Below are 26848 nucleotides of genomic sequence, written 5' to 3'. Positions count from 1 at the left end.
GGTTATAATATTTGAAATTCATAAACAATTATCTGATTATCAGGTATAAATATACAAAATTCCACATTAATTACCAAAAAAATCCGCCTCTAGTTGTGAGACGGATTCTTTTTTATTTTTCAGAAGAATGTTTTTGCGAAATATTTGGTTCTGCAAAACCTATTTTTTCATTGTCACTTAATTCTGATAGTTTTTTGAATATGATTGAATAACTGGTATTGAACGGAACTTCCATCACAAAGTATTTATTTCCCATTCCTTCACTTTCGCATCCTAAATTTTCAAATTCTTTTCTTAATTCCATTATATCAATATTCTCATCAAGAACAATGATTTGAATTGTGGAATTTCCGGAATGTTCTACAACTTTTCGGTACGTAATGCGCTCTTCATCTTCGTCATATTCTGCAAAAACAATATCGCCCGAGGAAAAGCCAGGACCATAAAATGGAATATTATCAATCTTATAAAGGCCATCATTTGAATTTATAATTTCAGCCCAAAGTGTTTCAACAACAATTTCTTCAAGAACATCACTATAATATCGGACTAATATTTTTTCTGAATTATCGCTCATTTGAAATTTTATTTGAAAACAAAGTTACTTATTCCAAACAATCTTCTTCGCCATCACATCACTCGAATTGGTACCAATCATTATTTCAAATTCACCAGCTTCCCAATCGTAATTGAGTGCGTCATCGTAGAATTTCAAATCTTCCGGCGTTAACTTGAAAGTTACATTTCTGTTTTCTCCTTTCTTTAAAAAAATTTTCTGGAAACCTTTCAGTTCTTTGATTGGACGAACCACTTTTCCGAAAAGGTCTCGGATGTAAAGCTGAACAACTTCTTCACCATCAAAATTCCCTTTGTTGGCAACATTTACATTGATGATCAAAGTTTGATTTCCTTTCAGATTTTCAGAACTTAGATTAAAGTTTGAATATTTGAAATCTGTGTAACTCAATCCAAATCCAAACGGGAATTTCGGGTCGTTGTCCAAATCGATGTAAGCGGAAACGTAATTTCTGTCCGTGGATTTTTCAGCTGGCCTTCCGGTGTTGTAGTGGTTATAATAAATTGGGATTTGCCCTTCCGTTCTTGGGAAAGTCATTGGCAATTTCCCACCGGGATTCACATTTCCGAAGAGGACATCCGCGATAGAATTTCCGGCTTCCGTTCCCAGCCACCAGCTGTAAACGATTGTGGGAATGTTGTCTGCTGCCCAATCAAAAACCAACGGTCTTCCTGCGTTTATGAGCAGAACGATCGGTTTTCCGGTTTTAGCAATTTCTTTAAGTAATTCTTCCTGGACACCTGAGAAATGGAGATTGCTTCGGCTTTTTGCTTCGCCACTCATGGCGTGTCCTTCGCCCAAAGTCATGATTACGACATCTGCTTTTTTCGCCGTTTCGATGGCTTCTGCAAACATAGATTTGTCGTCGTCGTTTTCATTGCAACCTTTTGCGTAAAGCAAGTTTGAGTTTTTGCCTAATTGATTTTTGATGCCGTCAAACTGGGTCACGATTCTTTGCGCATCATCTTTGAACGGAACCGCCCAGAATCCGTGCATCGCCACCGCATCTTTTCCGAAAGGTCCAATCAAAGCAACAGTTTTTGTCGACTTTGAAAGGGGAAGAAGTTTCTTTTCGTTCTTCAGAAGGACGACACTTTTTGCCCCAAATTCTCTTCCGAATTTTCTATGTTCAAGATTGTCGGTTTGTTGTTTTTGTCTTTCGGAATTTGAAAATTTATAAGGATCATCAAACAATCCCAGCTCAAATTTTTTGGTTAAAATTCTTCTTACTGCGTCATCTACAAATTTGATGTCCACTTTTCCCTCCTTTACCAATTTCGGAAGCTGTTCCATATAAATTCTGCTTTCCATATCCATATCATCACTTCCTGCGAGGATGGCTTTTTCGGCTGCTTCGGCATTGTCTTTGGCATAGCCGTGTTTTATCATCTCACCAATGCTTCCCCAGTCGGAAACTACGAATCCCTTGAAGTTCCACTGGCCTTTCAGCAAATCTCTCAGGATATATTTGTTGCCCGTTGCCGGGATTCCGTTGATGTCATTGAAGGAATTCATAAATGTGGCAACGCCCGCTTCGGCAGCTGCTTTGAAAGGTGGCAGATAAGTTTCGTTCAGTTGTCTCAAACTCATATCGACGGAGTTGTAATCCCGTCCGCCAACCGCTGCACCGTAAGCCGCAAAGTGTTTGGCACAGGCCATTATCGCATCAATGTTTCCTAAGCCTTTTCCCTGGAAACCTTTGATTCTGGCGACGGCGATTTTGGTTCCGAGATAAGTATCTTCACCCGAACCTTCCATCACGCGTCCCCATCTGGGGTCTCTCGCAATGTCCACCATTGGCGCAAATGTCCATTGGATGCCGTAAGCAGATGCTTCCATTGCCGCGATTCTTTCTGATTTTTCTATCATTTCCAAATCCCAGCTTGCCGCCTGACCGAGGTTGATCGGGAATGTGGTTCTGAATCCGTGAATCACGTCTTGTCCGAATATCAAAGGGATTTTGAGCCTAGATTCTAAGGCTAATTTTTGGAAGGCTCTCGTTTCGTCCGCACCGGTCACATTCAGCATCGAGCCTACTTTTCCGCTTTTTATTTCTTCCAATACTTTTTTGGAGTTGGAATTTTGAGGTCCGGTGGCGTACTCGAAGCCGCTGTATTGCACGAGTTGTCCGGCTTTTTCCTCCAAAGTCATTTTGGAAAGGAGTTCAGTCACTTTTTGATCAATGCTTTTCTGGGCGGCGATGCTGATACCAAGGATTAGAAGTAATAAGGAAAAGAAGTTTTTTATCATAATACTATTATCTTTCTAAGAAAATTAAATCAATAATCCACCGCTTGTGGGATTAATGGGTGGATTATCGGATTTACGCAACCTGTACGCCGAACAGATGCCCCACCAAGGCGGTAATTCCCATCGCGACCGTTCCCCAGAAACAAATCCTCAGAACAGCAATTCCAAGTTTGGAACCGCCGGTTCTTGCCGAGATCGCGCCAAGAAGCATTAGGAAAACAATAGAAAATCCGTATTGAAAATACACCATATTTTTTATGGGCGCCAGCAGTGATACGGCAAAAGGCAGCAATGCACCCAACGCAAATGCGCCAAATGACGCGGCAGCGGCCAATAAGGGCTTGGCCTGAGTGATCTCATTGATTCCTAACTCGTCGTGTGCGTGCGCGCCCAAAGCATCATGCGCCGTGAGCTCGGTGGCAACCTGCAAAGCGGTTTCTTTGGTCACGCCTCGTTTTTCATAGATTTTTGCCAGCTCCAATAGTTCTGCTTCCGGCATTTCCTCGAGTTCGCGTTTTTCCCGCAAGAGGTCGGCTTTCTCGGTGTCTTCCTGAGAACTTACGGATACATATTCGCCCGCTGCCATAGACAATGCGCCGGCAATCATTCCTGCTAAAGCAGCAAGCACGATTGTATTCCTATCTGTCGAGGCTGCCGCAACACCAATCACGATGCTCGTCGTGGACAGTAATCCGTCGTTTGCACCCAGCACGGACGCACGAAGCCAGCCAACTCTGTTCACGTAATGTTTTTCAAATGGATGATGCATAATTTTTTAGATTAAATTTTTGACTTGCCAATAAAATTTGACAAGTCAAAAATAAGATGATTTTTTATTTGAATCTTAAATTTAACGAAATAATATCCGATTTCATCCCAATAGTTTTGGTGTAATGGCCATATCTTACTTCCAACATATTGAGCCGTTCGACGCCGAACAAACCGTTTTTTGGAGTATAACGGATCCCGGCACCATAAAAATGACTGTTGAATTTGGAAAGGTCATAATTGCTGGTGTAATAATCGTCAAAAGCCGTGTGCGTTTGATAAGGCGAAAAATATTTGGCGGCCGTCTGAGAATAATACCTGTAAAACGGACTCACGGAAAGGAACGGCGAGAGTTTCACGGGCGTTTCCAAGCTGATGGTGTGCGAGGTCAAATCCCAATCGTCTGTGTAATATCGATAGTAAGCTCTCAGAATCACTTTGTCTCCAAGAAAATAATTGGCACGCAATCCCAGGGGAATTTTGAAGCGTTTGTCGGGCAATGCTTCCTGATGAACAGAATTGTCGTTAAAATAAACACGGTGGAACGGCAAACTCAGATAGCCGGTTTGCTGCACACCATCTACCAAAAACTCCATTTGAAAATCTTTATTGATGATCTGCGAATAGGCAAGTGATAGCGCAAAGGTATTTCTCCCAGTCGTTCCATAATCGTCGCCTTCGCCACCGGTATTGTTGCCCGTTCTCAGTTCTATCGGTGCAATCAGCGTGACCTGATCCAGAAAAGCCTGAAATTTGGCCGTGAATTCTCCCATTTTGTTGGGCGTTTTCTTTGCAAAACCAATATTTGCCCCAAAAGATTGATAATCGTATTCGCCGGAGTAGGCAACGCCCGCCATCAAGGTAGTGCCTTTTTCCTCATTTTCCCGACTCCAATTGATGCTGGGATAAACCCGATTGTCTGAATGAGACGCCGACGAATTGGCTTTCAAGTCGATCATATCAGACGATGCCGATGTGTAATGATCGATTCCGAGACTGAAATCGAACTTGTTTTTTCGGTCTTTCTTGTCATATTTTACCATCGTCACATCGATGGTGTTGGAAATATCGGTCAGATGTTCGGAGCCTATGCCGCCGGTGACCGCCGAGTTGTTGCCATCCTGTTTATAATAGCTGGAAACCAGATTGGCCTCCTCGAATGTCAGCTTTTTCGGCTTATTATTGCCGGTATCTTCTTGTGCTTTGGCGTTGAACATTCCGAAAAGAGCAAGGATACTTATTATAATTTTTTTCATTTTAGATCATAATTAATTTTTTACAATGACTCCTTTTAGTTGCATCCGCAGCCGCCGCCCACTTTGCCGGCGTTGGCACCGGACGAGCCTTCGCGGTAGGATTGGAAGCTGAGTTCGGTTTTTTCGATGGTTCGGTTTCCAAGGATCATTTCCGCATCGTTGAGTTTGTTTTTTTCATATTCTTTTACCGTAGTGCAAGAAGATATACAGTTGGCAATCAGCAAAAAAGCGGTTGCTACAATTGTTTTTGACTTATAATTTTTCATTTTTAATTGGGTTTGTTTTTCAAATAGAATCTTCGATTTCATCTGAGATGAATATTTTTCGATGAATATATGTGATCCTCGTCATCAATAATGATACATTCCAGATGATTGATCTGGTTCACCATATTCAGCGCCGACTCGATTCCCATAATGCTCACGGGCGTTGCCATTGCATCGGCAATTTCGGCGTTGGGACAAAAGATGGTGACGCTTTTCACACCAGAAACGGGCATTCCGGTTTTCGGGTTGATGGTGTGCGAATATTTTTTCCCGTCGATGAGCACAAATTTTTCATAATTTCCCGACGTAGCGATGGCCATATCGGTAATGTTCAGGTAAGAGAAGGCTTGTTTTGCATTTTCAGGATCGGCAATTCCGATGGTCCACGGTTTGCCGTCGGTCTGATTTCCCCAAGTCGTCAGATCGCCGGAGGCATTTACTATTCCGGCAAGCACACCGCGTTGCAGAAGCTGTCGTTTCGCCATTTCCGCAGCGTAGCCTTTTCCGATGCCTCCGAAGCCGATCCGCATTCCTTTTTCTTTCAGAAATACAGTTTGATCATCGGGATTCAGAAAGATATTGCGATAATTGACCAGCTTCAAGTGATTTTTGATCAATTCAGGATCTGGCAGTTGCTTCATTTCTCGATCGAAGTTCCAGAAACTTTTGTCGATGCCGCCGTAAGAAATGTCAAAATATCCGTCGGTGACCGCGCTGATTCGCAGACTTCTTTCGATCAGGCCAAACACTTCTGCATCTACTTTTACCGGTTTGATACCTGCATTTCGGTTGATGAGGTTGGTCTGGCTTTCTTCGCTGAAAGTCGTCAACAATTTTTCGATTCTTTGGATTTCTGCTATTGCAGCGTCGATATGGCGGTTCGCAAGCTGTTCGTCCTCATCTACGACGGTAATTTCAAAAGCGTTTCCCATCAGTTTTTGAGGTCTTTTGAATTCTCTTAGCATATCGTTTCTTATTTTAGATTGCCTTTGATTTCGCGGATTTCTTGGCAGAACGTTGCTGCATTTTCCGAAGGAAGTCCTTCCCAGCTTTTCAGGATTTTACCATCGGCATCCAGCAAAAGTGTGTAGGGAAAAAGTCCTTTGGGATTGTACAGTTCGGCCAGCGCGGCATTTTCTTTTTTCAATTCCGGAGCGGGCTGGTTCTTCTTGCTTCTGGGGAAATCTGCGTTGAGGTAAACGATTATGTTTTCAGTTGCCAAACTTTTGAAATCTGCTGTTTCGATAATATTTTTGTGCAGTTTAATACACGGAATGCACCAGTCGGAGCCCGAAAAATTGAGCAAAATCAACTCTTTTTTTTCGCCGGCTTGCTTTTTGGCCTCTTCCAGACGGGTCTGCGCCACAAGGACATTAGAAAATAAAGCCATCAATACGGCTACAAGGATTGTTTTCATTATGAAAATTTTATAATGATTTGTTGTTAATGAATAGGCTAATGCTCATAAAGCCGATAATCAGCGATATGAGTTGGATCGGGATGCGATCAAATTTGAGAATAAACTTAAATTCGAAAAAGCTTTGGAGGCTCCCAAGCGGTGTTTAAAAAACCTTTGTAACAAAAGTTTATGTTGTAGGAAGGAAATTTTTGAGATCCGATCTGCTTAAAAGTATTTTTTTCGAGGGAAAATTCAAATCTTTGTGCAACAGTGAAGTACAGAGCAAGCGGCGCAGAATGAATAACGAAAGGCAATCTTTGATCTTTATCAAAATCGCCATCTTTCACGGGATGGTCATAATGCATCTTCAAAAATTGGGCGACGGACATCTGTGGATTCAGTGTTTTATGCTCGCAGTAATGCTCTATCAAATCCGGAATTTTCAAAAGCTGATACAGTTCGGTCGTAGAAACCAAATAAAAAGACAGTAACAATATGGAAATCAACTTTTTCAATATTTCAAAGGTATGATTTCTTTATTTAAGATTGGTTCTAAATTAGAAAACAGAACAATTAAAAAAATCGCTCTTCATTCAGGGGCTGTAAAATTAGCAATTTATTTGCAACAAAGCCGGTTTCCGGTTTTTTTTCTAAATTGAATTCAAAAAGTTTATCTATTTTTGTGTCAAATCCCACTTTATGAAGCCCGGCCAAACCCAAACGCTTACGATTGATGAACAGATCTCCTCCGGTTTTATTTTAACGGATGAATCCGGCGAAAAAGCTTTCATCCAGAGAATATTTGCAGATGAGTCTTGGGAAATTGGTAGCAAGGTACAAGTATTTGTATATCAAGATGATGGAAGCCTGAAAGCCACCACCGAAAAAGCAAATGCAGAAGTAGGAGAATTTGCTGTGATGACCTGCGTGCAAAGCCTACCAACAGGCGCTTTTATGGATTGGGGCATCATCAAAGATCTTTTTGTCCCGTACAAACAACAGAAATCTAAGATCTTGGAAGGGAAACGCTACATCGTTTATGTTTACACCGACGAAGCTACTGGTTTGACTACCGGAACTACCAAATTCAAACGGAATCCGCAGTACGAAAACCTCCCGCTCAGAAAGGGCGAAAAGGTAGATTTGATATTGATGAACGAGTCTGAGCTGGGCTGGAACGTTATCATCAATAAAAAATATATCGGATTGATCTATGCCACAGATGTTTACAAAAAATTATACCCGCTTTCCGAAGAAACCGGCTACATCAAAACCATCCGAGATGATGGGAAAATAGACGTCACTTTGCAACCGCAAGGTTTTGAAAACGTGGACGAATTCAAACAAAAAATCATCGATAAACTGAATGAAAATTACGGATTGCTCTATTTGTCGGACAAATCTTCTCCGGAAGAAATCAAAGATGAATTGCAGATGAGCAAGAAGAATTTCAAAAAAGCCATCGGAAGTCTGTACAAAGATAAGGTGATTGAAATTACGGACGATAGAATCAAGTTAGTTTGATTAGGATTAATGTCAATTGTCAGTTTTCAGAAACTTAATATAAAATTTGGTTTTACTTGGACTCGTTTTTGATTTCAGAAAGGAAATTCCATTATGAAAAAGATTCTCATCAGCGGGGCAACGGGACTTATTGGGAAAAAACTTTCCAGAAAATTATTCGAAAGAGGCTATCAAGTTGAGATTCTTGTGCGTTCGAAACCCGAAAACAAATCCGATTTCACCTCTTATGTTTGGGATTATGAAAATGGTTTTATAGAAGATGGCGCATTAGATGGTACTTACACTTTCATTCATCTCGCCGGAGCCAGCATCAGCAAACGCTGGACAGAAGCTTACAAAAAGGAAATCTACAACAGCCGGATCAATTCTGCTCAATTCATTTTTGAAGAAATGCAGAAACAAAATATTCATCCCGAAGCCGTCATTTCTTCCTCGGCAGTAGGAATTTACGGGCAAATTACTTCTACACAGATTTTTTCTGAAAACGATCCGCCGGCTGCCGACTTTTTAGGGAATGTATGCACGGCTTGGGAAGAAAAAGCGCATCAATTTGAAAAATTGGGCAGCAGAGTCGTCTGCATCAGAACTTCTACGGTACTTTCGGAAAAGGGAGGCGCTCTGGACGCTCTCAAAAAGCCAATCGAACTGAATTTCGGCGCAGTTTTAGGCTCGGGCGATCAGTATTTTCCGTGGATTCATCTGGACGATTTGGTCTCGATATACATTAAAGCTGTGGAAGATGTGTCGATGGAAGGCGCCTACAATGCGGTTGCACCAGATTTTGTGAACAACCGAGAACTGACTCGAAAAATAGCGGCGCAGCTCGACAAGAAAATTTGGTTGCCGAATATTCCCAAATTTGTAATTAAAGCTATCTTGGGCGAAATGTCTGTTTTAGCTTTGGAAGGAAGTAGAATTTCCTCCAGAAAAATCGAGAATTCGGGGTTACAGTTTGGTTACGATACTTTGGACAAAGCTTTGGCCGATCTTATTACTTAAAGCAGATTTGCAAAACGGGTTTTAAATTCTTATTTTTATCAAAATTTATCAATGAATCAGGAAAAAGTTAAGAATTTGGAAAAAGTTGCCAACGGGGTAATTTGGTGGGTCGGCTCTATTCCGTCTCTTATTTTTCACACGATTTTCTTTATCGTTTGTTTCGCGTTGCCGATTTTTAACATTGTGGAATTCGAACATATGTTGCTGGTTCTCACCACTGTTGTTTCTTTGGAAGCGATTTATTTGGCGATTTTCATCCAAATGACTGTCAATAAAAGTACAGAACATATCGAGGATTTGAAGGAAGATGTAAACGAAATCCAGGAAGATATTGAAGAAATCCAAGAAGATATAGACGAAATCCAGGAAGATATTGATGAGATCCAGGAAGATGTGGAAGAAATCAACGAGGATGAAGATGACGAAGACCACAGCGAACGCGCCCGCACGGTGATGCTGAAAAGCAAAGTTTCCAGCAACAAGAACGACATCAAGAACTTAAAAGACAAAATCAAAGAACTCGAAAATCTGATTGAAAGTCTTAAAAAAGAATATTAGTTTTAAATTTTTTTTCGAGACGTTGCGAACTCTGAATTTTTAGCAGCATTCAAACAAAAAAAGCAAGACCAAAAAGTCTTGCTTCAATTACATTCCGAAAAAGGAATTTTTATTTACCAAGGTAAGATTTCAGGATCTTACTTCTGGTGTTGTGTTTCAATCTTTTGATCGCTTTTTCTTTGATTTGGCGAACTCTTTCTCTTGTAAGGTCAAAAGTTTCACCGATTTCTTCAAGCGTCATTGGATGTTTTCCGTTTAATCCGAAATACAATCTTACCAAATCCGCTTCTCTCGGCGTCAAAGTTTGAAGCGCTCTTTCAATCTCGATTTGTAGAGATTCCAACATCAAATCCTTATCTGGACTTGGCGATTCTCCCGAACGCAAAACGTCATAAAGGTTAGAATCTTCGCCTTCCACAAGCGGCGCATCCATCGATAGGTGGCGGCCACTGTTTTTCATAGATTCCTTGATGTCGTCTTCGCTCATATCCAGCACTTCCGCCAATTCTTCCGGAGAAGGTGGTCTTTCGTTCTCTTGCTCCAAATGGGCATAGGCTTTGTTGATTTTGTTGATAGAACCAATTTTATTTAATGGTAATCTCACAATTCTCGATTGCTCAGCCAAAGCCTGCAAAATGGATTGACGAATCCACCAAACCGCATAGGAGATAAATTTGAAACCTCTCGTTTCATCGTATCTTTTCGCGGCTTTCATCAGACCGAGATTTCCCTCGTTGATGAGATCGGGAAGAGAAAGTCCTTGATTCTGATATTGCTTTGAAACGGAAACCACGAAACGAAGATTGGCTTTGATCAGTTTTTCCAGCGCGGCTCTGTCGCCGGCACGGATTCTCTGAGCTAAATCTACCTCTTCATCGGCAGTGATCAGTTCCACTTTGCCAATCTCTTGCAGATACTTGTCTAATGATGCGGTTTCCCTGTTGGTAACCTGCTTTGTAATTTTTAATTGTCTCATAAGAAAAACCCATTCTTTAGGTTGCAATACATTATACGATCATAAACCGAAAAAGGTTACAAATATTTTATATTCGCAGGATTAATCTTCAAATTTTAACGCTTTTTTAAATACTTTCATATTATATGAGGCTTTCAAAACATAGAACGATTTTTTAGATGCATAGACAAAAAACGTTAAAAAAAACTGCATTTCTCTGAAAATCAAGTATCTTAACAAAAATTAAGGATTCAAAATTCACGGTATGGATTCTAATTGTTATTTTTGTCGAATGTTTAAAAATCTCATCCGAGTTTTCATAGGATTATCCCTTTTTTCCTGCGCCAAAGAACCGGTTCCGAAGCCGAAAGGCGATTTGCGTTTGGAATATCCAGCTCCTAAATATGTGCGTTTTTCGTCTCCTTGCCCTTACGCTTTTGAGTATTCAGATTTTGCAGTCGTTAAAGATGCTAAGCAACCCTGCTGGTACAATTTGTCTTACCCGAAAATGAAAGCCAATGTTTTCATCACCTATTTCCCGATCAAAAATGATTTTCCGCTTCACGTGAAGGAAGCCGAAAAAATGGTTTATGAACACACCATCAAAGCCAGCTCCATCGATACCAAATCTTTCGCCTATCCGGAGAAAAATGTTTACGGTAATTTCTACGAACTCAAGGGTCAGACGGCCTCCAATATTCAGTTTTATGTGACCGATAGCACGAGACATTTCGTGACGGGCAATTTATATTTCAATTCGCGGCCGCGTCCGGATTCTTTGGCGCCGGCGGTAGATTATATCAAAAAAGATCTTTTACATTTGATCGATTCTTTTGAATGGAAAAAGAACTAGGAAACAAGGCAAAAGATAACAAGAATAAAGATTAACAATAGAAAAGGCAATCAGCGAAAGGACTATTGCCGATAGTAAAAACTTAAATTATGAAATTATTAGCAGTAGGAACGGTCGCTTTTGACGCCATAGAAACGCCATTTGGAAAAACCGATAAAATCCTTGGCGGTGCAGCCACTTACATCGGATTGGCGGCGTCGGCTTTGGATACAGACGTGAGTTTGGTCTCCGTCATCGGCGGCGATTTCCCTCAGGAATATCTGGATATGATGACGTCAAAAAACATCAATGTGGATGGCGTAGAAATGGTGAAAGAAGGCAAAACATTCTTCTGGAGCGGCAAATATCATAATGATCTGAACACGAGAGACACTTTGGTAACAGAACTGAATGTTTTGGCAGATTTTGACCCGAAAGTTCCGGAACAGTCAGCCGGCGCCGAGGTGCTTTTATTGGGAAATTTAGATCCTGTAGTTCAGCTTGCGGTTTTGGAAAGCATGACAACAAAGCCGAAATTGGTCGTTCTCGATACGATGAATTTCTGGATGGATATCGCCTGGGACAACTTGATGAAAGTGATTGCGAAAACAGACGTGATTACCATTAATGATGAAGAAGCCAGGCAACTCTCCGGAGAATATTCTTTGGTAAAAGCGGCTAAAAAAATCCACAATATGGGACCCCGATCTGTGATTATCAAAAAAGGCGAACACGGCGCTTTGCTGTTCCACGACGGCAAAATCTTTGCCATTCCTGCTTTGCCTTTGGAAGAAGTTTTTGACCCCACAGGCGCCGGCGACACTTTCGCAGGCGGATTTGCCTCCTACCTGACAAAAAAGGCGGATTTCAGTTTTGAAAGTATGAAAACCGCGATTATCGTGGGGAGCGCGATGGCCTCCTTCACGGTAGAAAAATTCGGAACCGAAAGAATCCAAAATGTAACGAAAGAAGAACTAGACGGCAGAATCCGCCAATTCAAAGAGTTGACAAGTTTCGAGTCCGTTATTTAATTTAACTTTAATAAAATTTATCACTCAAAAGAAGTGGTCAAAAAATAAAACAAATGAAGAGAATATTTTTTTCAATTATGCTGGCATTGCCGTCCTCGATGGTTTTTTCGCAATATCTGATCGTTGGTAGAGACAGCATTTCTGTACAAGATTATATCAAAGAAAACCGGTATGGTCTGGAGCAAAACGGTCCCGACAAATCGGTAAATTCGACGGTAGAATTTTTGTTGCTGCAGCAATTGGCTAAAGAAAAAAAAGCAGATACGCTTAACTTTTTTGTGAACTCTGTCAATCAGAGACTATCTGAACTCCGCGAGCAGAAGTTCTATCCAAAGTCCATTATCGATCCTTTGCTTCAGGATTTTGTCGATTCCAATAAGACAGAAACCCAGATTATACTTTTCATTAAAGAGAAAAAAACGGATGATAAAACAGACTACAAAGCGCTTTACAATGCTGTGAAATCCGGAAAAATGACGATGGAAGATTTCATGACCAAAAATGCTACGCCCGAAGCGTCTAAAGCATTTTACATAAAACCCGGAATGTTGGACTATGCGCTTTATCAGCAAATTAAAAATACGCCCATCAATTCCTACACACCTTTCATAGACAAGCCCAATGTGGTGGGTTTTGCTAAGGTGTTAGGGAGCAGACCCAGCTTGGGATATATGATTTTTGGCGTTTTGACCATTCCGAATGATGCCAATTATGAAACCACCAAAGCCAAGATCTATAAGGAACTGGAAGCAGGCAAGAAATTCCAGTCCGTCGTGAAGGAGTTTGGTGCTACTGAGGATGAGAAGAATTCCGGCGGTGCAGTAATGGGCTCTCCCATTTTGCCGGACGAAGTTTACAATGCTCTGAAAGGACAAGCGAAAGATTTCTATACGAAAACTCCGATGCTCTTCGGCGACAAATATTTTATTTTTAATATTTATAATATCGAGCCCTATACGCTCACCGATGCCAACAGAAGCTTTTTCCAGAAGGAGATGCTGGCAACAAGCTACGGAGAAGAAGTAACATCGAGAATGATTGAGTGGCTGAAAACGCAGGACAAATATGCGGAAACGGCCGATTTTGCGGAGATTAAAAAATCTTATCAAAACTATCTGAATCCGAAAAATCCCAAAGCAGTGCTCTTCAGCTACGGAAAAAATATTGTGACGTACGAAGATTTCAAAAAAGCGATGGATGCGCAGTACAAAAATCTGGAACAATTGTCCGCCAGCCAATGGTCCGAGCTGGCAGATTACCAGTCTCAGCGATATATGATGGGCGTCTATGCCAAGAATTTTCCAAATCTGCCGGAGATCAAACCGGAAATCGAGGATCTGCGCAAAAACCTCTATTCGGAGTATATCTTTTCCGAATATCTGAAACAAGAAGTGAAAAATAATCCTAAACTTTACGCCGATTATTACAACGAAAACAAGTCCAAATTTGTCTGGGAAAAAAGAGCAGAATCCAGAGCAGCCGTCATCTCCGATCCCAAATTATTGAAGGATATCGAAAAAGAAATGAAAGATCCGAAAAAATGGGAAGCTTTGAAAGCGAAGTACAAAGACCAGGTCAATGATCAGAATAAGGTTTTGGTACATTTCGAACAAGGGAAAATTCAGGAATCCTCCGACATCTTCAAGAAACACAATGTACCATTTAAAAAAGGAACGTTTACCACCAAAATTTCGGACCGGGATGTGGTAGTTGCCATAGACGAGATTCTGCCGGAGCAGCAGATGACGCTGGACGAAGCAAAAGAAGATATGACAGATGCCGTGACCGAACGATTGCTCCAAAAAACAATAGCAGATCAAAGGGCAAAAACCAAAGTCGAGATTCAGCCCGCTTTTATGGCAGAACTCAAGAAAAATTTTAAGAAATAATTATAACAAATCATGAAGCAAAATGGCTTGATAATCTTAATTTTGCAACTTAAATAAATATCAATAATAATGTTGAAATATTCGAAATGTCTTTTTTTATGGTCCGCGATTCTCTGCGTATTTACGACGAACATGTCTGCCCAGCTAAGCAAGGGTCAGCTAATTGATGGGATAGCAGCCGTAATAGGCGACGAAATTGTGCTGGAGTCCGACATCGAGGATCAGGCCAACTATGCGAAGCAGCAGGGTGCCAATGTGGGAGAAAGATGCGATTTTCTGGAAAGCATCCTGAACAATAAATTACTCATCTACGAAGCCAAAAAAGATACCCTTATAGAAAACAGATCGGCCGCAATCAAAGAAATGGCCGGTACCAAATACACCCAGATTCTTTCTCAATTTCCAGACGAGAAAGCCATGCTGGCTGCATACAAATTCCGTACATCTTACGAGATGAAAGCAGCAATCGAAAAAATAGACACCGACAACTATTACGGACAGGCCAAATACGGAAGAATTACCGAAAAAGCCGACGTGACACCCACCGAGGTTACCGATTTTTACAACCAATTCAAATTCCAACTGCCCAACGTGAAAGATGAAGTGGTGCTTTCAAAAATCAGCATATTTCCTAAGCTTTCTGAGGCGCACAAAAAAGAAATTATTGCGAAACTCAATAAAATAAAAGAGGATATCAAAAATGGCGAAAGCTTCGAAAACCAAGCAAGAATCTATTCCGAAGACGAGGGTTCTGCGGCACTCGGCGGACTCTACAAAAACATCAATGTGGGGCAGATGGTAAAACCTTTTGAAGCCGCGGCACTCAATCTGCAGGAAGGCGAAATCTCCGATCCTGTGGAATCCGAGTATGGCTATCACCTCATTACATTAATCAAAAGAAACGGCAAAAGGTACGACGCGAGACATATCCTCATCAAAAGCACGCCGAACGCCGAAGAGATAGCTGCAGCCACCAAGCAACTAGACAGCATCCGAACTCTGATATTGCAAAACAAAATGAGTTTCAAAGAGGCCGCATACAAATTCTCGGACGACAAGAGCAACAAATTCTCCGCCGGCGTTATGACCAATAACCAAGACGGCTCGGACAGACTGGAGCGATTGGGGCTGGATCCCACGATTTCTTACCAGATTGCGGGTCTGAAAAAAAACGACATCACAGAACCCTTCCAACAAGAAGATCAGCAGAAAAGAAAAATGATCAGCATTGTCCAAGTCAATGATATCATCGATGCGCATCAGCTGGAACTCTCCACGGATTACGAAAGAATCAAAGAAATGGCGCTGAACAAGAAGAAAAATGAAATTGTGGAGAAATGGGTGAACGAAAAGATTCCGTCCATCTTTATTTCAATTGACGATAAATACAAGGATTGCAAATTCCACAGCAACTGGCTGAAAAACACGGTGGTGACTACTGCGAAGTAGAATGATTTCTTGATCGCAAAAATATAAAAGGATGAGCGAAAGTTCATCCTTTCTTTATGATAATATTCTCATTATTCTTTTCCCAAAATTTTAAAATCGACAAGATTTCCGTCCCATTTTTCGTTGTAAGTAGAAAATTCGATGGCGGTGATTTGTCCCATCGTCACATCGATGACATAGCTCAAACCATTTTTCAGACCTTTGATTGCGATGTTTTCTCCGTTGCTGAATAGCGCATCTAGGTCATCGAAGTTACCCGTAAAATTTTCATAAGCAAGCGTCACGTCCAAACCTTTTGGGGTCAATTTTCTTTCGGCTGCTTTCAGATGTGCAATGTGCGATTGCAACTGTGGATATTTTGCGGCCAAAGCCTGCAATAAGGTCAATTCTAGATCATTTAGTTCTTTCAAAATTGTTGTTTTTTAGGATTTATCGTTCATTTTACAAATTTAACCGGTATCGACAGTCCGAGAGTGAACATTTAGTAAGATTAAGGTTTCCACCACGCAGAAAAAGTTTGAGAATCATCATCAAGATCCACTTTGGAACCAATTATGGGTGTGGCAATTCTAAGGTTCTTTCCCCGGTGGTTTTGGGCAATTTTTTCAAAAGGTTCGTACCAAGGGTGCTGTGCCAAAGCAAATTTCCCCGAATGAACCGGCAAAACATTTCTCGCCCGAAGATCTTCTGCAACATCGACAAATTCTTCCGGCAAAGTATGGATGTAGCGCCACTTTTCATTGTATTGGCCATTTTCCAGAATGGCCCAGTCGAAAGGACCATATTTTTCCCCAATTTCTTTAAAATGAAAATCATAGCCACTGTCTCCGCCAATGAATATTTTCTTCGTCGGAGTTTCCAAAACATAAGAAGACCAAAGCGTATTGTTTCGCTTAAATCGTCTTCCCGAAAAATGCCTCGCGGGCGTAGAAGTTATCTCAAATCCTCTCGATATTTCCTCATCTTCGTACCAATCCAGTTCCGTGATTTTCTCTTCATCAAAACCCCATTTTTCGAAATGCGAGCCTACGCCCAATGCACAAATCACTTGGTCGATCTTGGGTCGAAGCGTTTTGATGGTTTTATAATCCAAATGATCATAATGATCGTGCGAAATAATTAGAAAATCGATCTGAGGAAAGTCGTCCGCAAAATAAACATCCGTTCCTTCAAAAGCCTTCGTCGTCCCGGGAATTGGCGAGGCATGCCCGCTGAAAACAGGATCTACCAAAAAGCGTTTGCCATCCAGCTGAAAATAATAAGACGAATGTCCCATCCAGACGAGGAAATTATCAGAAGCTGCCTGCTCTTTGAGATTGATTTTTTGAGAAGGCAATTTGGATTTCGGGATTTTATCTTTGGTTTTATCTGTCAGAAATTCCCACATCACTTGCCACATTGTATAGCCTTCTGCCAGCGCCGGCGTATCACTTAGATTCTGAAAAGCGCCGTTTTTGTAATTCGGAGATTTTCTCATCCGGATCAATCTTTTTCCGGAAAATGTCCCGCCAAAAACAGGGAGATAATAAATGTAGAAAGCCAGCGCAACGAGTACAATCAGAACGGTAAGAATCATATTTTAATCGGTCTTTTTTACGATTAATACCCAGTCGCCATCCAAGATTTTGTAGCCTTGGTCATAGACGAAGAAGTATTGAGAACCGTTTTTGTAGGTCACGATCTGGGTGATATGATCGAAATCAAAGCCGGCATTTTCTAATTTAAGACGATTGATTTTCGTTTTTCCTTCAAAATTATGTTCGCAAAGGATGCGGTAATTTTTGCGGAGTCTGTTGTTCACATTTCGCATATAATTGCTCGAGTTTTTATTCTGCTTGTTGTTGAAGGCATTTCTGCAAGCATCGGAACAGAATTTTTTGTCGGATCTGCCTACGATTTTGTCGCCACATTCCGGGCAGGTTAGGTTTTCCATTTTTTTTGTGTTTACAATTGGCAATCTTTTCTTAAGAAGTCTCCAAAATAGAATCTTTGCGTTTCAGTATTCCTTTTATCCGAAAGGTTTGGGTGCAATCCTAATGCTTATAAAAAGTTCTAAATTTTGGTAATTGTTTTTGTATTAATGTTTTGCAATGATTCAAAATTATAAAATCATTTCCAATTACAAACGATTACAAACGGATATAAATACTTTTCTACCGATTCGGGTTTTCTTTTTGTTGAAAATTTGCAGCAAGAAAATCGGGAAAACAGACAATCACGTCCTGATTTTAGAAGTTTAACCAAAAAAATATTTATTATGTCTTTAAGAAACAAAGTGACATTGATTGGTCACACAGGAAAAGAAGTAGAAGTTTTCACGTTTGAAAACGGTTCTAAAAAAGCAAAAGTCTCACTCGCAACCAAAGATTTCTACATCAATGCGGCGGGCGAAAAAGTGGAAGAAACGCAATGGCACAACCTGGTTGCATACGGCAAAACCGTAGAGATTATGGAAAAATATGTCCCAAAGGGCAAAGAAATTGCCGTCGAAGGAAAAGTGACTTACAGATCTTACGATCACAAAGATGGAACAAAACATTTCTTGACGGAAATCAGAGTGGAAGAGCTTCTTCTCTTAGGATCCAAATAATTATTCTAACCTTGGCAAGTCCTGCTTGTCAAGGTTTTTTTTCTATTTTAAAATCAAAAATTATGAAAGTTAAAGTATTTCAAATTAGATTGTACGAGCAGTTTCTTGCGAGCGATCAAGCGGAGATCAATGATTTTATATCAAAGTATGACGTAGTCAATACCAATTCAAAAGTAATCGAGGATGGAATGAATTATTGGTCGGTCCTCATTTTTTATCAGGACAGGCCAACCAAATCGAAATCTGATAAGCAAACCTTAAATTCCGAGGAAGAACTATCGCCGGAAGAAATGATTATCTATAAAAAACTGAAAGAATGGCGCGTTGAAAAAGCAAATGAAGCGGGATCGCCCGCCTACACTGTTTTCCATAATACACATCTGATGGCGATCGCAAAGCATAAGCCCAGTAATCTGGAAGATCTCGAAAATATAAACGGTTTGGGATCATCGAAAATTGCAAGATATGGTTCTGAAATTCTGGAAGTTTTGGAAAATGCTTAATTGAACCGTTTTTTGAGCTTAAGACTTAAATTATTTTTTAGTAATTTCTGAGATATTAAGATAAAAATAACATTTCCAGAGTTGATTTGTGCGATTTATCTTTTATTTTTGTTAGATGCTAAACGATCAAAAAATTGAAACCTTTCGGCAACTTGTAGAAAATAAATTTCAAATCTACAATTCGCTCTTTATGAGTCTGCCCTATGATAAAATGACGAACATTGGGATGCTGCTCCCTTTCCTTGCAGAAGAAAGCCGAGAAGGCTATCAACTGGGGAAATCTCCGGAAGAAATAGTCGAAGAGTTTTTCCAAAAACATACCGAACTGAAAACCGAGGAACAGAAACTGGAACTCCTCTTCAAAATCATCCAGTACATCGAAAGACAAGTGGTGCTTTTCGACAGCATAGAAGATGCCGCTTTTCAGGATCTGCATTCCGAAAGCGACCCCGGAACTGTAATGAATCTCTACGACAGAGCCTCTCAGGAGCATCATCTGGCGGCCATCAGAAAGAAGATGGAAGACTTCGCTATCAAAATCGTCTTTACGGCGCATCCCACGCAGTTTTATCCTAATGCCGTCCAAAGAATTATTCACGACTTGCGCGATGCCATCATAAACGATTCCATTACGCAGATCGATGCTTTGCTTCAGCAGTTAGGCAAAACGCCTTTCGTGAACAAAGAAAGACCAACACCTCTGGACGAAGCGATGAGCATCATTTATTACCTCCGATATGTCTATTATCAAACCATCGGCGAACTATACCGAAAGATCAAACAGGTCTTCGGAACGCCCAATTTTACGCCGAGTCCCGACATCATCCAGCTGGGCTTCTGGCCGGGCGGCGATCGCGATGGAAACCCGTTTGTGACAGCCGATATCACGATGAAAGTCGCCGAGGAATTAAGAATATCAATCCTCAAAGATTATTACGGACATCTGAAAATCGTCCGAAGAAGACTGAGTTTCCGTGGCGTTTCCGATGTTTTGACGGCGTTGAGCAAAAGAATTTATGATTCTATTTTTCATAACGACACCAAGATTTCTGCTCAAGAAATTATTGCAGAACTTGACAGGGCAGAAAAAATCCTTGTGGAGGAGCACAACGGTCTCTTTCTCAGCGTTCTCGACGATTTTCGAGATCGAGTGAAGATTTTCGGAACCCACTTTGCCACGCTGGACATCCGCCAAGACAGCAGAATTCATCAGGCTGTGATCGATGATATCTTTAAAAAAGTCATTAATGAAGATCCGGAGTCTAAAACCAATGAGGAAAAAATTCAACTTTTGCTGGATTCCGGAGCGGTTCTGAATCCCGATGATTTTGAAGATGAAATGACTAAGGATACGCTGATGTGTGTCTATAATATTAAAACCATTCAAGAAAATAATGGCGAAAGAGGAATGTACCGCTATATCATTTCCAATTCCGATGACGTCAAAGATGTGATGAACGTCTATGTGTTGATGAAGCTTTGCGGCTACGCCGATGAGGATATTCATATCGATATTGTGCCATTATTCGAAACGATGGAAGGCTTGGACAGATCTCAAAACGTGATGGAAAAGCTCTACAATCATCCGGTTTATAAAAAGCATCTTGCCAAAAGAAATAACAAACAGATCATTATGCTGGGCTTTTCCGACGGGACTAAAGACGGAGGCTACCTGAAGGCCAATTGGCAAATCTACACATCGAAGGAGAAACTGACCAAGATATCTGAAGACCGCGGCATAATCGTCGTGTTCTTTGATGGCCGAGGCGGTCCGCCGGCAAGAGGCGGCGGGAAAACCCACGATTTTTACGCATCGCAAGGCAATACCATTGCCAATAACCAAATCGAGCTGACCATCCAAGGCCAGACCATCACGAGTGTTTTTGGAAATAAAGATCAGGCAAAATTCAACTTCGAACAGTTGCTAACGGCGGGCATCGAGAATGACGTTTTCAAAGATGTGAAAAAAGATCTTACGGAGGACGAGCGCGCGCTGCTCTCGGAATTGGCGGAGATCAGTTACCAAAAATATTCGGATCTCAAGGCGCATCCGATGTTCGTACCCTATTTGCAAGAAATGAGCACCTTGGATTACTATGGTCGCACGAATATCGGCAGCCGCCCCAGCAAGCGAGGTGGCGGATCTGAACTAAAGTTTGAGGATCTGCGCGCGATTCCATTTGTGGGATCCTGGGCTCAGCTGAAGCAGAATGTTCCGGGCTTCTTCGGGTTCGGATTTGCACTCAAAACCTTGAAGGACGCAGGTCGCTTCGATGAGGTCAAGGCCTTGTACAAAGGTTCGGACTTCTTCAAAACCTTGGTGCTAAACTCGATGATGAGTATGAACAAAAGCTATTTCCCACTGACTTATTATATGCGAAAGAATCCGAAGTTTGGTGAGTTTTGGAATATTCTTTTTTCGGAGTTTTCTCTTTCAAAAGAAATGATGCTGGAGCTCACCGGTTTCAAAATCCTGATGCAGGAGGAACCGCTGAATCGGAAATCCGTCAAGATTCGAGAGAAAATCGTGCTGCCGCTGTTGAGCATCCAGCAATATGCTTTGATCAAAATTCAGAAGGGGGAAGGAAATACGGCCAGCTATGAAAAACTTGTGACGCGATCTCTGTTCGGAAATATTAATGCCAGCAGGAATTCTGCCTAATGATTAAAATATATTCCGTATATTTTAACAAAAATATTTTGTCTATTTGCGATGAAATAGGGCATTCCTATTGATAAAATTGCTTCAATTGGATTCTTAATCCGAACGGAAACACACTTTATATCTTTTTATATTTTTTTTAAAAAGCATTAGAATTCTGCATTTTTCGGCGTTCTCGGGAAAGGAATCACGTCTCTGATGTTCGTCATTCCGGTTACGAAAAGGACGAGCCTTTCAAGTCCTAAACCAAATCCCGCGTGCGGTACCGAACCGAATTTCCTCGTATCGAGATACCACCAAAGTTCGTGCTCATCAACGCCGAAATCTTTCATTTTTGCGAGAAGAACATCGTGTCTCGCTTCCCTTTCCGATCCGCCGATGATTTCGCCAATTCCCGGGAAAAGAACATCCATTGCAGCAACGGTTTTTCCGTCGTCATTCAGTTTCATATAAAACGCTTTGATTTCCTTCGGATAATCGAAAAGAACCACCGGCGTTTCAAAATGTTTCTCCACCAAATATCTTTCGTGCTCAGACTGCAAGTCTGTTCCCCATTTCTCAATCGGATATTGGAATTTTCCTTTTTTATTCTCTTTGGAGTTTAATAAAATCTCAATTGCTTCCGTGTAAGACACTCTCTTGAAGCGTTTTGAGACTACGTTTTTCAGTTTTTCTATCAAGCCTTCTTTTGCTCGGTCTTTCTCCGGTTTCGATTTTTGCTCTTCCTCGAAACGCTTGTCAAGGAACTCCAAATCGTCTTTGCAATGATCCAAAACATACTGAATCACGTATTTCAAAAAGTCCTCAGCAAGGTCGATATTATTTTCAAGATTGTTGAACGCAACCTCGGGCTCTATCATCCAAAACTCGGCAAGATGCCGCGTCGTATTGGAATTTTCTGCACGGAAAGTAGGTCCGAAAGTGTAAATCCTTCCCAAGCCCATCGCCGCCGTTTCGCCTTCCAGTTGTCCGGAAACCGTCAAGTTGGTCTTCTTTCCGAAAAAATCTTGGGAAAAATCGATTGCCCCATCTTCGGTTTTAGGAATATGATTAAGGTCAAAATTCGTCACGCCAAACATTTCGCCCGCACCTTCCGCATCAGTTCCGGTGATAATTGGTGTGTTGATGTAGAAAAATTGATTTTGATTGAAGAAAGAGTGAATCGCAAAACTCAGCGCGTGGCGGATTCTGAAAACCGCGCCAAAAACATTGGTTCGGAATCTCAAATGTGCCTGCTCACGGAGTTTCTCCAAGCTGTGTTTTTTTGGCTGAAGAATCGTTGATTGCAATTCCTCGAAGAAATTGTCGCCCAGAATCGTGATTTTCTTCGCAATGATTTCCACGGTTTGTCCGGCGCCTTGGCTTTCCACCACTTCACCTTCAATTTTCAAAGACGAAGCCGTATTGATTTTTTTGAGAAGTTTTTCATCAAAATTTTCAAAATCAACCACGATTTGCAAATTATGAATCGTAGAACCATCATATAGCGCGATAAAACGGTTGGACCGGAAAGCCCGCACCCAGCCTTGCACGGTAATGTCGTGATGTAATATTTTTTTGTAATCCACTAATAGATCTTTGATGGTCTGTCGTTTCATCTGTATTTTTTATATTTTTCAAAGGTCTGATGCCCCACTTCTAACAATCATCTTTCCTAAAGAGGGAAGTGTTGTCGGCCGGGTTTCATCTTTCAAATTATCGTGCGCAAATTTACGAAAAGCGTTGTAATAGGTAGGAGATATTTATTCTTTAGTTTTCGATACCAGCGTTTGATGATTAAAAGGCTGATTATAAGTTTCTTATATTTCAATTTATACTCAGTTGAATGGATTGGTCAATTATTCATCTTTCTTCGAAGGAATCAGGAAAACATCCATCAGACCTTCGGGCAACTCCATCTTGATAAATTTTTCTTCGCGATTGACCTCCAAAATCCAGTCTCTGATAATCGGAATGATGATTTCTTTGCCGCCAAGATCGAGAATGAAGTAATTCTGCGCCGTCATATCATTGATGGCCACGATGCTTCCACAAGATTTTCCATCGTCTTCGCGGATTTCGAAACCAATAACTTCGTGGTAATAAAATTTTTTTCCCGTCAGCGGCGGAAGCGTTGAAAGCGGAAGATAAACCCCTTTTCCAATCGATTGATTAACAAGAGCTTCCGAAGAATTTTTGAACGAAATAATCTTAGTGTCCCCTTTCTGCCATTGCTGTTTGTCCACAAAAAACGGAACCAGCAATCCATTGATTTCCAAAAAAATAGAGGTTAGTTTATCGTACATTTCAGGCTGATCTGTGTCCAGTTTCAGGATTACGTTGCCTTGCAGTCCGTGCGTTCTGGTAATGGTTCCTAAAAAATAGCAGTCTTCTTTTCTCATTCTGCAAATATAATAAAACCTTGAGGTTTGGAATTGAACAACAAAGACACGAGAGTATCGTGTCTTTGAGCTTGATTGTATTTTTTTGGAGATTTACGCCTTAGTTTCTTCCGTTCCTTCTGCTTCAGCAGTTGGTTCTTCAGTTGCAGTTTCTTCTGGTGTAGGTTCAGCAGCAGGAGCTTCTGCAGTTGTTTCAGCAGTTTGTTCTTCAGTTGCAGTTTCCGCAACGGGAGTTTCAACGGTGGCTTCGGCTACTGGTTCTTCAGTGGCTTCTACTTCGGCAGGTGCATTTGCAGCTTCCTCAGCCGCTTTCGCTTCAGCAAGTTTGGCTTCTTCTTCCGCTTTTGCATCGTCCAAAACTTTTTGAGCAGCGTCAAGTCTAGCTTGGTTTACTTTGGCTTCAGCTTCCAAGGCCGCTTTCTTAGCGTCGGATTGGGCTTTTGTCAATCCTTGCACTTTGTCTTGTACTCTGGCTTCTTTGTTTTCTAACCAAGCAGCGAATCTCTTCTCGGCTTCAGCTTCGTCGAAAGCGCCTTTTGCAACGCCACCTTGAAGGTGCTTTTTGTACAACGCGCCTTTGTAAGAAAGGATTGCTCTTGCGGTGTCGGTTGGCTGAGCCCCGTTGTTCAACCATTTCACGGCAGAATTTACGTTTAGTTCTATGGTTGCTGGGTTGGTAATAGGGTTGTAAATGCCTAATTTCTCGATGAATTTACCATCTCTTCTGGCTCTGGAATCTGCAACCACGATGTGGAAAAAAGGTTTCCCTTTGGATCCGTGTCTTTGTAATCTGATTTTTACTGACATAAATTTTAAAATTTGGGGAACACGTCCCGGTTAAATATTAAGTGCGCAAAGATAGAAAAATATTTTAATGTAACAATTTGAAAATCTAATAATTTACCAATTTGAGAATATATTGTTACTTCGTTAAATTGATATATTGTTACATTGGATTTTTTAGGAGCCGGGAACCTGCTTTCCGTTGCAATCTTTTTTGCTTCACGTTTTGTCATTTAGAAGTTTCGGAAGCCCCCGCAAAAAAGGATTTCCACTGCAATCAGGGCTATGGGTGGCGAGGGAAATAGTGATTTAGTCTATCATTCCCATATAAAACAAACCCAAACATTTCTGATTGTCTTCAATGGTCAAAGAGTCTTTCAGCTGTTCAGCAATTTTTGCCGAACTCCAGTAGCAACCGATATTATTGGCCGTACAAGTCAAATACATATTCTGAACGGCCATAGAAACGGCGGCGATCTCCTCCCATTCCGGAAGCAATCTACTGAAGTGGACAACTATTGAGACAACAACATTGGCTTTAGAAATCTTAAATCCAATATCATCATATTTCTTCTGAAGAAACTGAACTTCCGCTGTCGAATTTTTGTAAATGCTTTGAAGTTCTAATCCCAGCTTTTGTTTTTCCTCGCCTTTGAAAGTTTTGAGACGCCAAGGCTTCGTGCGTTTGTGATTCGGAGCAAAGGCCGCGCTTTTCAGGATTTCATCTATGATATTTTCAGGGATTTCTTTGCCGGAATAATCTTTGGGGAAGATGCTTCTGCGCGCTTCTATGATTTTTTTTAAGATTTTAGCGTTTTCCATATTCAAAGATACGGGAATCAAGGCAAAAGATAAAAGAGCAAAGAGTGAAAGAAAAAAAGAGTCAAGTAATAACCACCCCGTCAAAAATTTTTGCAAATTTTCGCCACCCCTCCGGAGGAGGGGAATTTTTTAGAAAATTTCGACTATTTCCTGCCCTATTTTATTGAGCACAAACGAGTCGCCGGGTTTCATTCCCATCATCGTCTGCGCCATCGGACTTTCCGGCGAGATGGCGTAGAAGCGGTCGCCCTCGAAAAAAAACTCGCCCAAAGAAACCGAAATGTAGAAACGCGCTTTGTTTGTAATGACCAATGATCCTATTTTTACGGTGTCGGAAACCGAGTTCAGGACTTTTCGCATCTGCGTTTGCATTGTTTTCAAAGCTACCATCTGTTTGTCCAAATGATAAATTTCTTCCTGAATCTCCTCCCGTATAGAATCGTATTTTGATGTTTTCTTTATTTCTCGGCTGGCTTCCAGAGAGAAATTGAGGTAAAATTCCAATGTTTTTACCTTGCCGGATATCGTGTCTGTCACAAAATTGCGCAACTCGCTTTTGTTATAAATCGTCTTCTGCATAAATCCAATTTTGAATAAAGATAATAATTATAAAAATAAATAAAAAACCTCTCTAAATATTTAGAAAGGAATAGGTCAAATTTGAAACTCTCAAAATTACTCCAAAAGATCCGGACGTCTTTCCTTCGTAACTCGCACAGCTTCATCGTGCAACCAATCTTCGATGGCAGCGGTGTTGCCACTCAATAAAATTTTCGGGACAGATAAGCCTTTGTATGTTTCTGGTCTTGTGTAGATTGGTGGCGAAAGTAAATTATCCTGAAAACTGTCCGTCAGCGCGCTTTGCTCATCATTCAAAACGCCTGGCAAAAGTCGAATTACCGAATCTGCCAAAACACACGCGGCCAGTTCGCCGCCTGTCAAAACATAATCGCCGATGGAAATTTCTTTGGTGATATGAAGGTCACGAACGCGTTGGTCAATGCCCTTGTAATGCCCACAAAGGAAAATCAGATTTTTCTTGATGGACAAGGTGTTGGCGATTTTTTGGTTCAGAGTTTCGCCATCCGGAGTGAGATAGATGATTTCGTCGTAGTTTCTTTGCGCTTTCAGTTCGGAGATGCATTTGTCCAGCGGTTCTACCATCATGATCATTCCTGCACCGCCGCCGTAAGGTTCGTCATCAATCTGCCGATGCTTATTGGTGCTCCAGTCACGGATATTATGAAAATGAACTTCTGCCAGACCTTTTTCCATTGCTCTTTTCAGGATCGAGGTCTGGAATGGGCTTTCCATCAGTTCGGGAAGTACACTTATGATGTCTATGCGCATATTT

At 41.1% G+C, this 26848-nt stretch carries 28 protein-coding genes; 10 read left to right on the top strand and 18 right to left on the bottom strand.

Going from position 1 to position 26848, the window contains the following annotated elements; genetic code table 11:
* Window positions 1-112: 112 nt before the first annotated feature.
* From DTW91_RS05655 to DTW91_RS05620, 8 genes are all read right to left on the bottom strand, one after another.
* Window positions 113-577 (bottom strand): DUF4265 domain-containing protein, encoded by a 465-nt coding sequence (locus DTW91_RS05655; protein WP_125202422.1) that lies wholly within the window; start codon window positions 575-577, stop codon window positions 113-115.
* Between the two features lie 24 nt (window positions 578-601).
* Entirely contained in the window at window positions 602-2827 is a 2226-nt protein-coding gene (gene bglX, locus DTW91_RS05650; RefSeq protein ID WP_125202421.1) for a beta-glucosidase BglX, read from the bottom strand.
* Window positions 2828-2900: 73 nt separating this feature from the next.
* Entirely contained in the window at window positions 2901-3596 is a 696-nt protein-coding gene (locus DTW91_RS05645) for a VIT family protein (RefSeq protein ID WP_125202420.1), read from the bottom strand.
* A gap of 64 nt (window positions 3597-3660) precedes the next feature.
* Complete coding sequence (locus DTW91_RS05640; RefSeq protein ID WP_125202419.1) at window positions 3661-4851, bottom strand: DUF3570 domain-containing protein; 1191 nt, start codon at window positions 4849-4851, stop codon at window positions 3661-3663.
* A gap of 35 nt (window positions 4852-4886) precedes the next feature.
* Window positions 4887-5117, bottom strand: a complete 231-nt coding sequence (locus tag DTW91_RS05635) for a DUF4266 domain-containing protein (RefSeq protein ID WP_125202418.1) — start codon at window positions 5115-5117, stop codon at window positions 4887-4889.
* Between the two features lie 38 nt (window positions 5118-5155).
* Window positions 5156-6082, bottom strand: a complete 927-nt coding sequence (locus DTW91_RS05630; RefSeq protein ID WP_125202417.1) for an FAD:protein FMN transferase — start codon at window positions 6080-6082, stop codon at window positions 5156-5158.
* Between the two features lie 8 nt (window positions 6083-6090).
* The gene (locus tag DTW91_RS05625; protein WP_125202416.1) at window positions 6091-6534 is read right to left on the bottom strand and encodes a thioredoxin family protein; all 444 of its coding nucleotides are present in this window, start codon (window positions 6532-6534) and stop codon (window positions 6091-6093) included.
* Window positions 6535-6641: 107 nt separating this feature from the next.
* Window positions 6642-7031, bottom strand: a complete 390-nt coding sequence (locus DTW91_RS05620; protein ID WP_125202415.1) for a hypothetical protein — start codon at window positions 7029-7031, stop codon at window positions 6642-6644.
* A 184-nt stretch (window positions 7032-7215) separates the two neighbouring features.
* Between DTW91_RS05620 and DTW91_RS05615 the strand changes: the two genes are divergently transcribed.
* From DTW91_RS05615 to DTW91_RS05605, 3 genes are all read left to right on the top strand, one after another.
* Window positions 7216-8040 carry a S1 RNA-binding domain-containing protein gene (locus tag DTW91_RS05615; RefSeq protein ID WP_125202414.1) on the top strand — a complete coding sequence of 275 codons (825 nt, stop codon included), beginning with the start codon at window positions 7216-7218 and terminating at the stop codon, window positions 8038-8040.
* Window positions 8041-8133: 93 nt separating this feature from the next.
* Window positions 8134-9039, top strand: coding sequence for a TIGR01777 family oxidoreductase (locus DTW91_RS05610; RefSeq protein WP_125202413.1), 906 nt, complete (start codon window positions 8134-8136; stop codon window positions 9037-9039).
* A 51-nt stretch (window positions 9040-9090) separates the two neighbouring features.
* On the top strand, window positions 9091-9597 hold the full coding sequence (locus DTW91_RS05605) for a coiled-coil domain-containing protein (protein WP_125202412.1): 507 nt from the start codon (window positions 9091-9093) through the stop codon (window positions 9595-9597).
* 109 nt (window positions 9598-9706) lie between these two features.
* Here the strand turns inward: DTW91_RS05605 and DTW91_RS05600 are convergent, their stop codons facing one another.
* Window positions 9707-10573: an RNA polymerase sigma factor RpoD/SigA gene (locus DTW91_RS05600; protein WP_125202411.1), complete on the bottom strand. Its 867-nt coding sequence runs from the start codon at window positions 10571-10573 to the stop codon at window positions 9707-9709.
* A 271-nt stretch (window positions 10574-10844) separates the two neighbouring features.
* Between DTW91_RS05600 and gldD the strand changes: the two genes are divergently transcribed.
* The 4 genes from gldD to DTW91_RS05580 all read left to right on the top strand — a co-directional run bounded on the left by gldD (window position 10845) and on the right by DTW91_RS05580 (window position 15753).
* Entirely contained in the window at window positions 10845-11405 is a 561-nt protein-coding gene (gldD, locus tag DTW91_RS05595) for a gliding motility lipoprotein GldD (protein WP_125202410.1), read from the top strand.
* Window positions 11406-11494: 89 nt separating this feature from the next.
* Window positions 11495-12415 (top strand): PfkB family carbohydrate kinase, encoded by a 921-nt coding sequence (locus DTW91_RS05590; protein ID WP_125202409.1) that lies wholly within the window; start codon window positions 11495-11497, stop codon window positions 12413-12415.
* 53 nt (window positions 12416-12468) lie between these two features.
* Window positions 12469-14304: a hypothetical protein gene (locus tag DTW91_RS05585; protein ID WP_125202408.1), complete on the top strand. Its 1836-nt coding sequence runs from the start codon at window positions 12469-12471 to the stop codon at window positions 14302-14304.
* A 69-nt stretch (window positions 14305-14373) separates the two neighbouring features.
* Window positions 14374-15753, top strand: coding sequence for a peptidylprolyl isomerase (locus DTW91_RS05580; protein ID WP_125202407.1), 1380 nt, complete (start codon window positions 14374-14376; stop codon window positions 15751-15753).
* A gap of 71 nt (window positions 15754-15824) precedes the next feature.
* Here DTW91_RS05580 and DTW91_RS05575 read toward each other — a convergent pair whose 3' ends face one another.
* The 3 genes from DTW91_RS05575 to DTW91_RS05565 all read right to left on the bottom strand — a co-directional run bounded on the left by DTW91_RS05575 (window position 15825) and on the right by DTW91_RS05565 (window position 17686).
* Complete coding sequence (locus DTW91_RS05575) at window positions 15825-16163, bottom strand: hypothetical protein (protein WP_125202406.1); 339 nt, start codon at window positions 16161-16163, stop codon at window positions 15825-15827.
* A gap of 80 nt (window positions 16164-16243) precedes the next feature.
* The gene (locus tag DTW91_RS05570; protein ID WP_125202405.1) at window positions 16244-17329 is read right to left on the bottom strand and encodes an MBL fold metallo-hydrolase; all 1086 of its coding nucleotides are present in this window, start codon (window positions 17327-17329) and stop codon (window positions 16244-16246) included.
* 3 nt (window positions 17330-17332) lie between these two features.
* Entirely contained in the window at window positions 17333-17686 is a 354-nt protein-coding gene (locus tag DTW91_RS05565) for a DUF2116 family Zn-ribbon domain-containing protein (protein WP_125202404.1), read from the bottom strand.
* 324 nt (window positions 17687-18010) lie between these two features.
* Between DTW91_RS05565 and DTW91_RS05560 the strand changes: the two genes are divergently transcribed.
* From DTW91_RS05560 to DTW91_RS05550, 3 genes are all read left to right on the top strand, one after another.
* Window positions 18011-18343, top strand: coding sequence for a single-stranded DNA-binding protein (locus tag DTW91_RS05560; RefSeq protein WP_125202403.1), 333 nt, complete (start codon window positions 18011-18013; stop codon window positions 18341-18343).
* A 62-nt stretch (window positions 18344-18405) separates the two neighbouring features.
* Window positions 18406-18846 (top strand): HRDC domain-containing protein, encoded by a 441-nt coding sequence (locus DTW91_RS05555; protein ID WP_125202402.1) that lies wholly within the window; start codon window positions 18406-18408, stop codon window positions 18844-18846.
* Window positions 18847-18961: 115 nt separating this feature from the next.
* Entirely contained in the window at window positions 18962-21508 is a 2547-nt protein-coding gene (locus DTW91_RS05550; RefSeq protein WP_125202401.1) for a phosphoenolpyruvate carboxylase, read from the top strand.
* Window positions 21509-21657: 149 nt separating this feature from the next.
* Here DTW91_RS05550 and asnS read toward each other — a convergent pair whose 3' ends face one another.
* From asnS to trmD, 6 genes are all read right to left on the bottom strand, one after another.
* Window positions 21658-23106, bottom strand: coding sequence for an asparagine--tRNA ligase (gene asnS / locus DTW91_RS05545; protein WP_125202400.1), 1449 nt, complete (start codon window positions 23104-23106; stop codon window positions 21658-21660).
* 240 nt (window positions 23107-23346) lie between these two features.
* On the bottom strand, window positions 23347-23889 hold the full coding sequence (gene rimM, locus DTW91_RS05540) for a ribosome maturation factor RimM (protein WP_125202399.1): 543 nt from the start codon (window positions 23887-23889) through the stop codon (window positions 23347-23349).
* Window positions 23890-23982: 93 nt separating this feature from the next.
* The gene (locus tag DTW91_RS05535) at window positions 23983-24696 is read right to left on the bottom strand and encodes a 30S ribosomal protein S16 (RefSeq protein ID WP_125202398.1); all 714 of its coding nucleotides are present in this window, start codon (window positions 24694-24696) and stop codon (window positions 23983-23985) included.
* Window positions 24697-24981: 285 nt separating this feature from the next.
* Entirely contained in the window at window positions 24982-25494 is a 513-nt protein-coding gene (locus tag DTW91_RS05530; protein ID WP_125202397.1) for a nitroreductase family protein, read from the bottom strand.
* Between the two features lie 129 nt (window positions 25495-25623).
* On the bottom strand, window positions 25624-26073 hold the full coding sequence (locus tag DTW91_RS05525) for a hypothetical protein (RefSeq protein ID WP_125202396.1): 450 nt from the start codon (window positions 26071-26073) through the stop codon (window positions 25624-25626).
* 96 nt (window positions 26074-26169) lie between these two features.
* Window positions 26170-26844, bottom strand: coding sequence for a tRNA (guanosine(37)-N1)-methyltransferase TrmD (gene trmD / locus DTW91_RS05520; RefSeq protein WP_125202395.1), 675 nt, complete (start codon window positions 26842-26844; stop codon window positions 26170-26172).
* Between the last annotated feature and the right edge of the window lie 4 nt (window positions 26845-26848).

Origin of the sequence: Chryseobacterium sp. SC28 (assembly GCF_003932955.1) — a bacterium.
Classification (GTDB): Bacteria; Bacteroidota; Bacteroidia; order Flavobacteriales; family Weeksellaceae; genus Epilithonimonas.
This window is presented reverse-complemented; position numbering and strand designations above follow the sequence as displayed.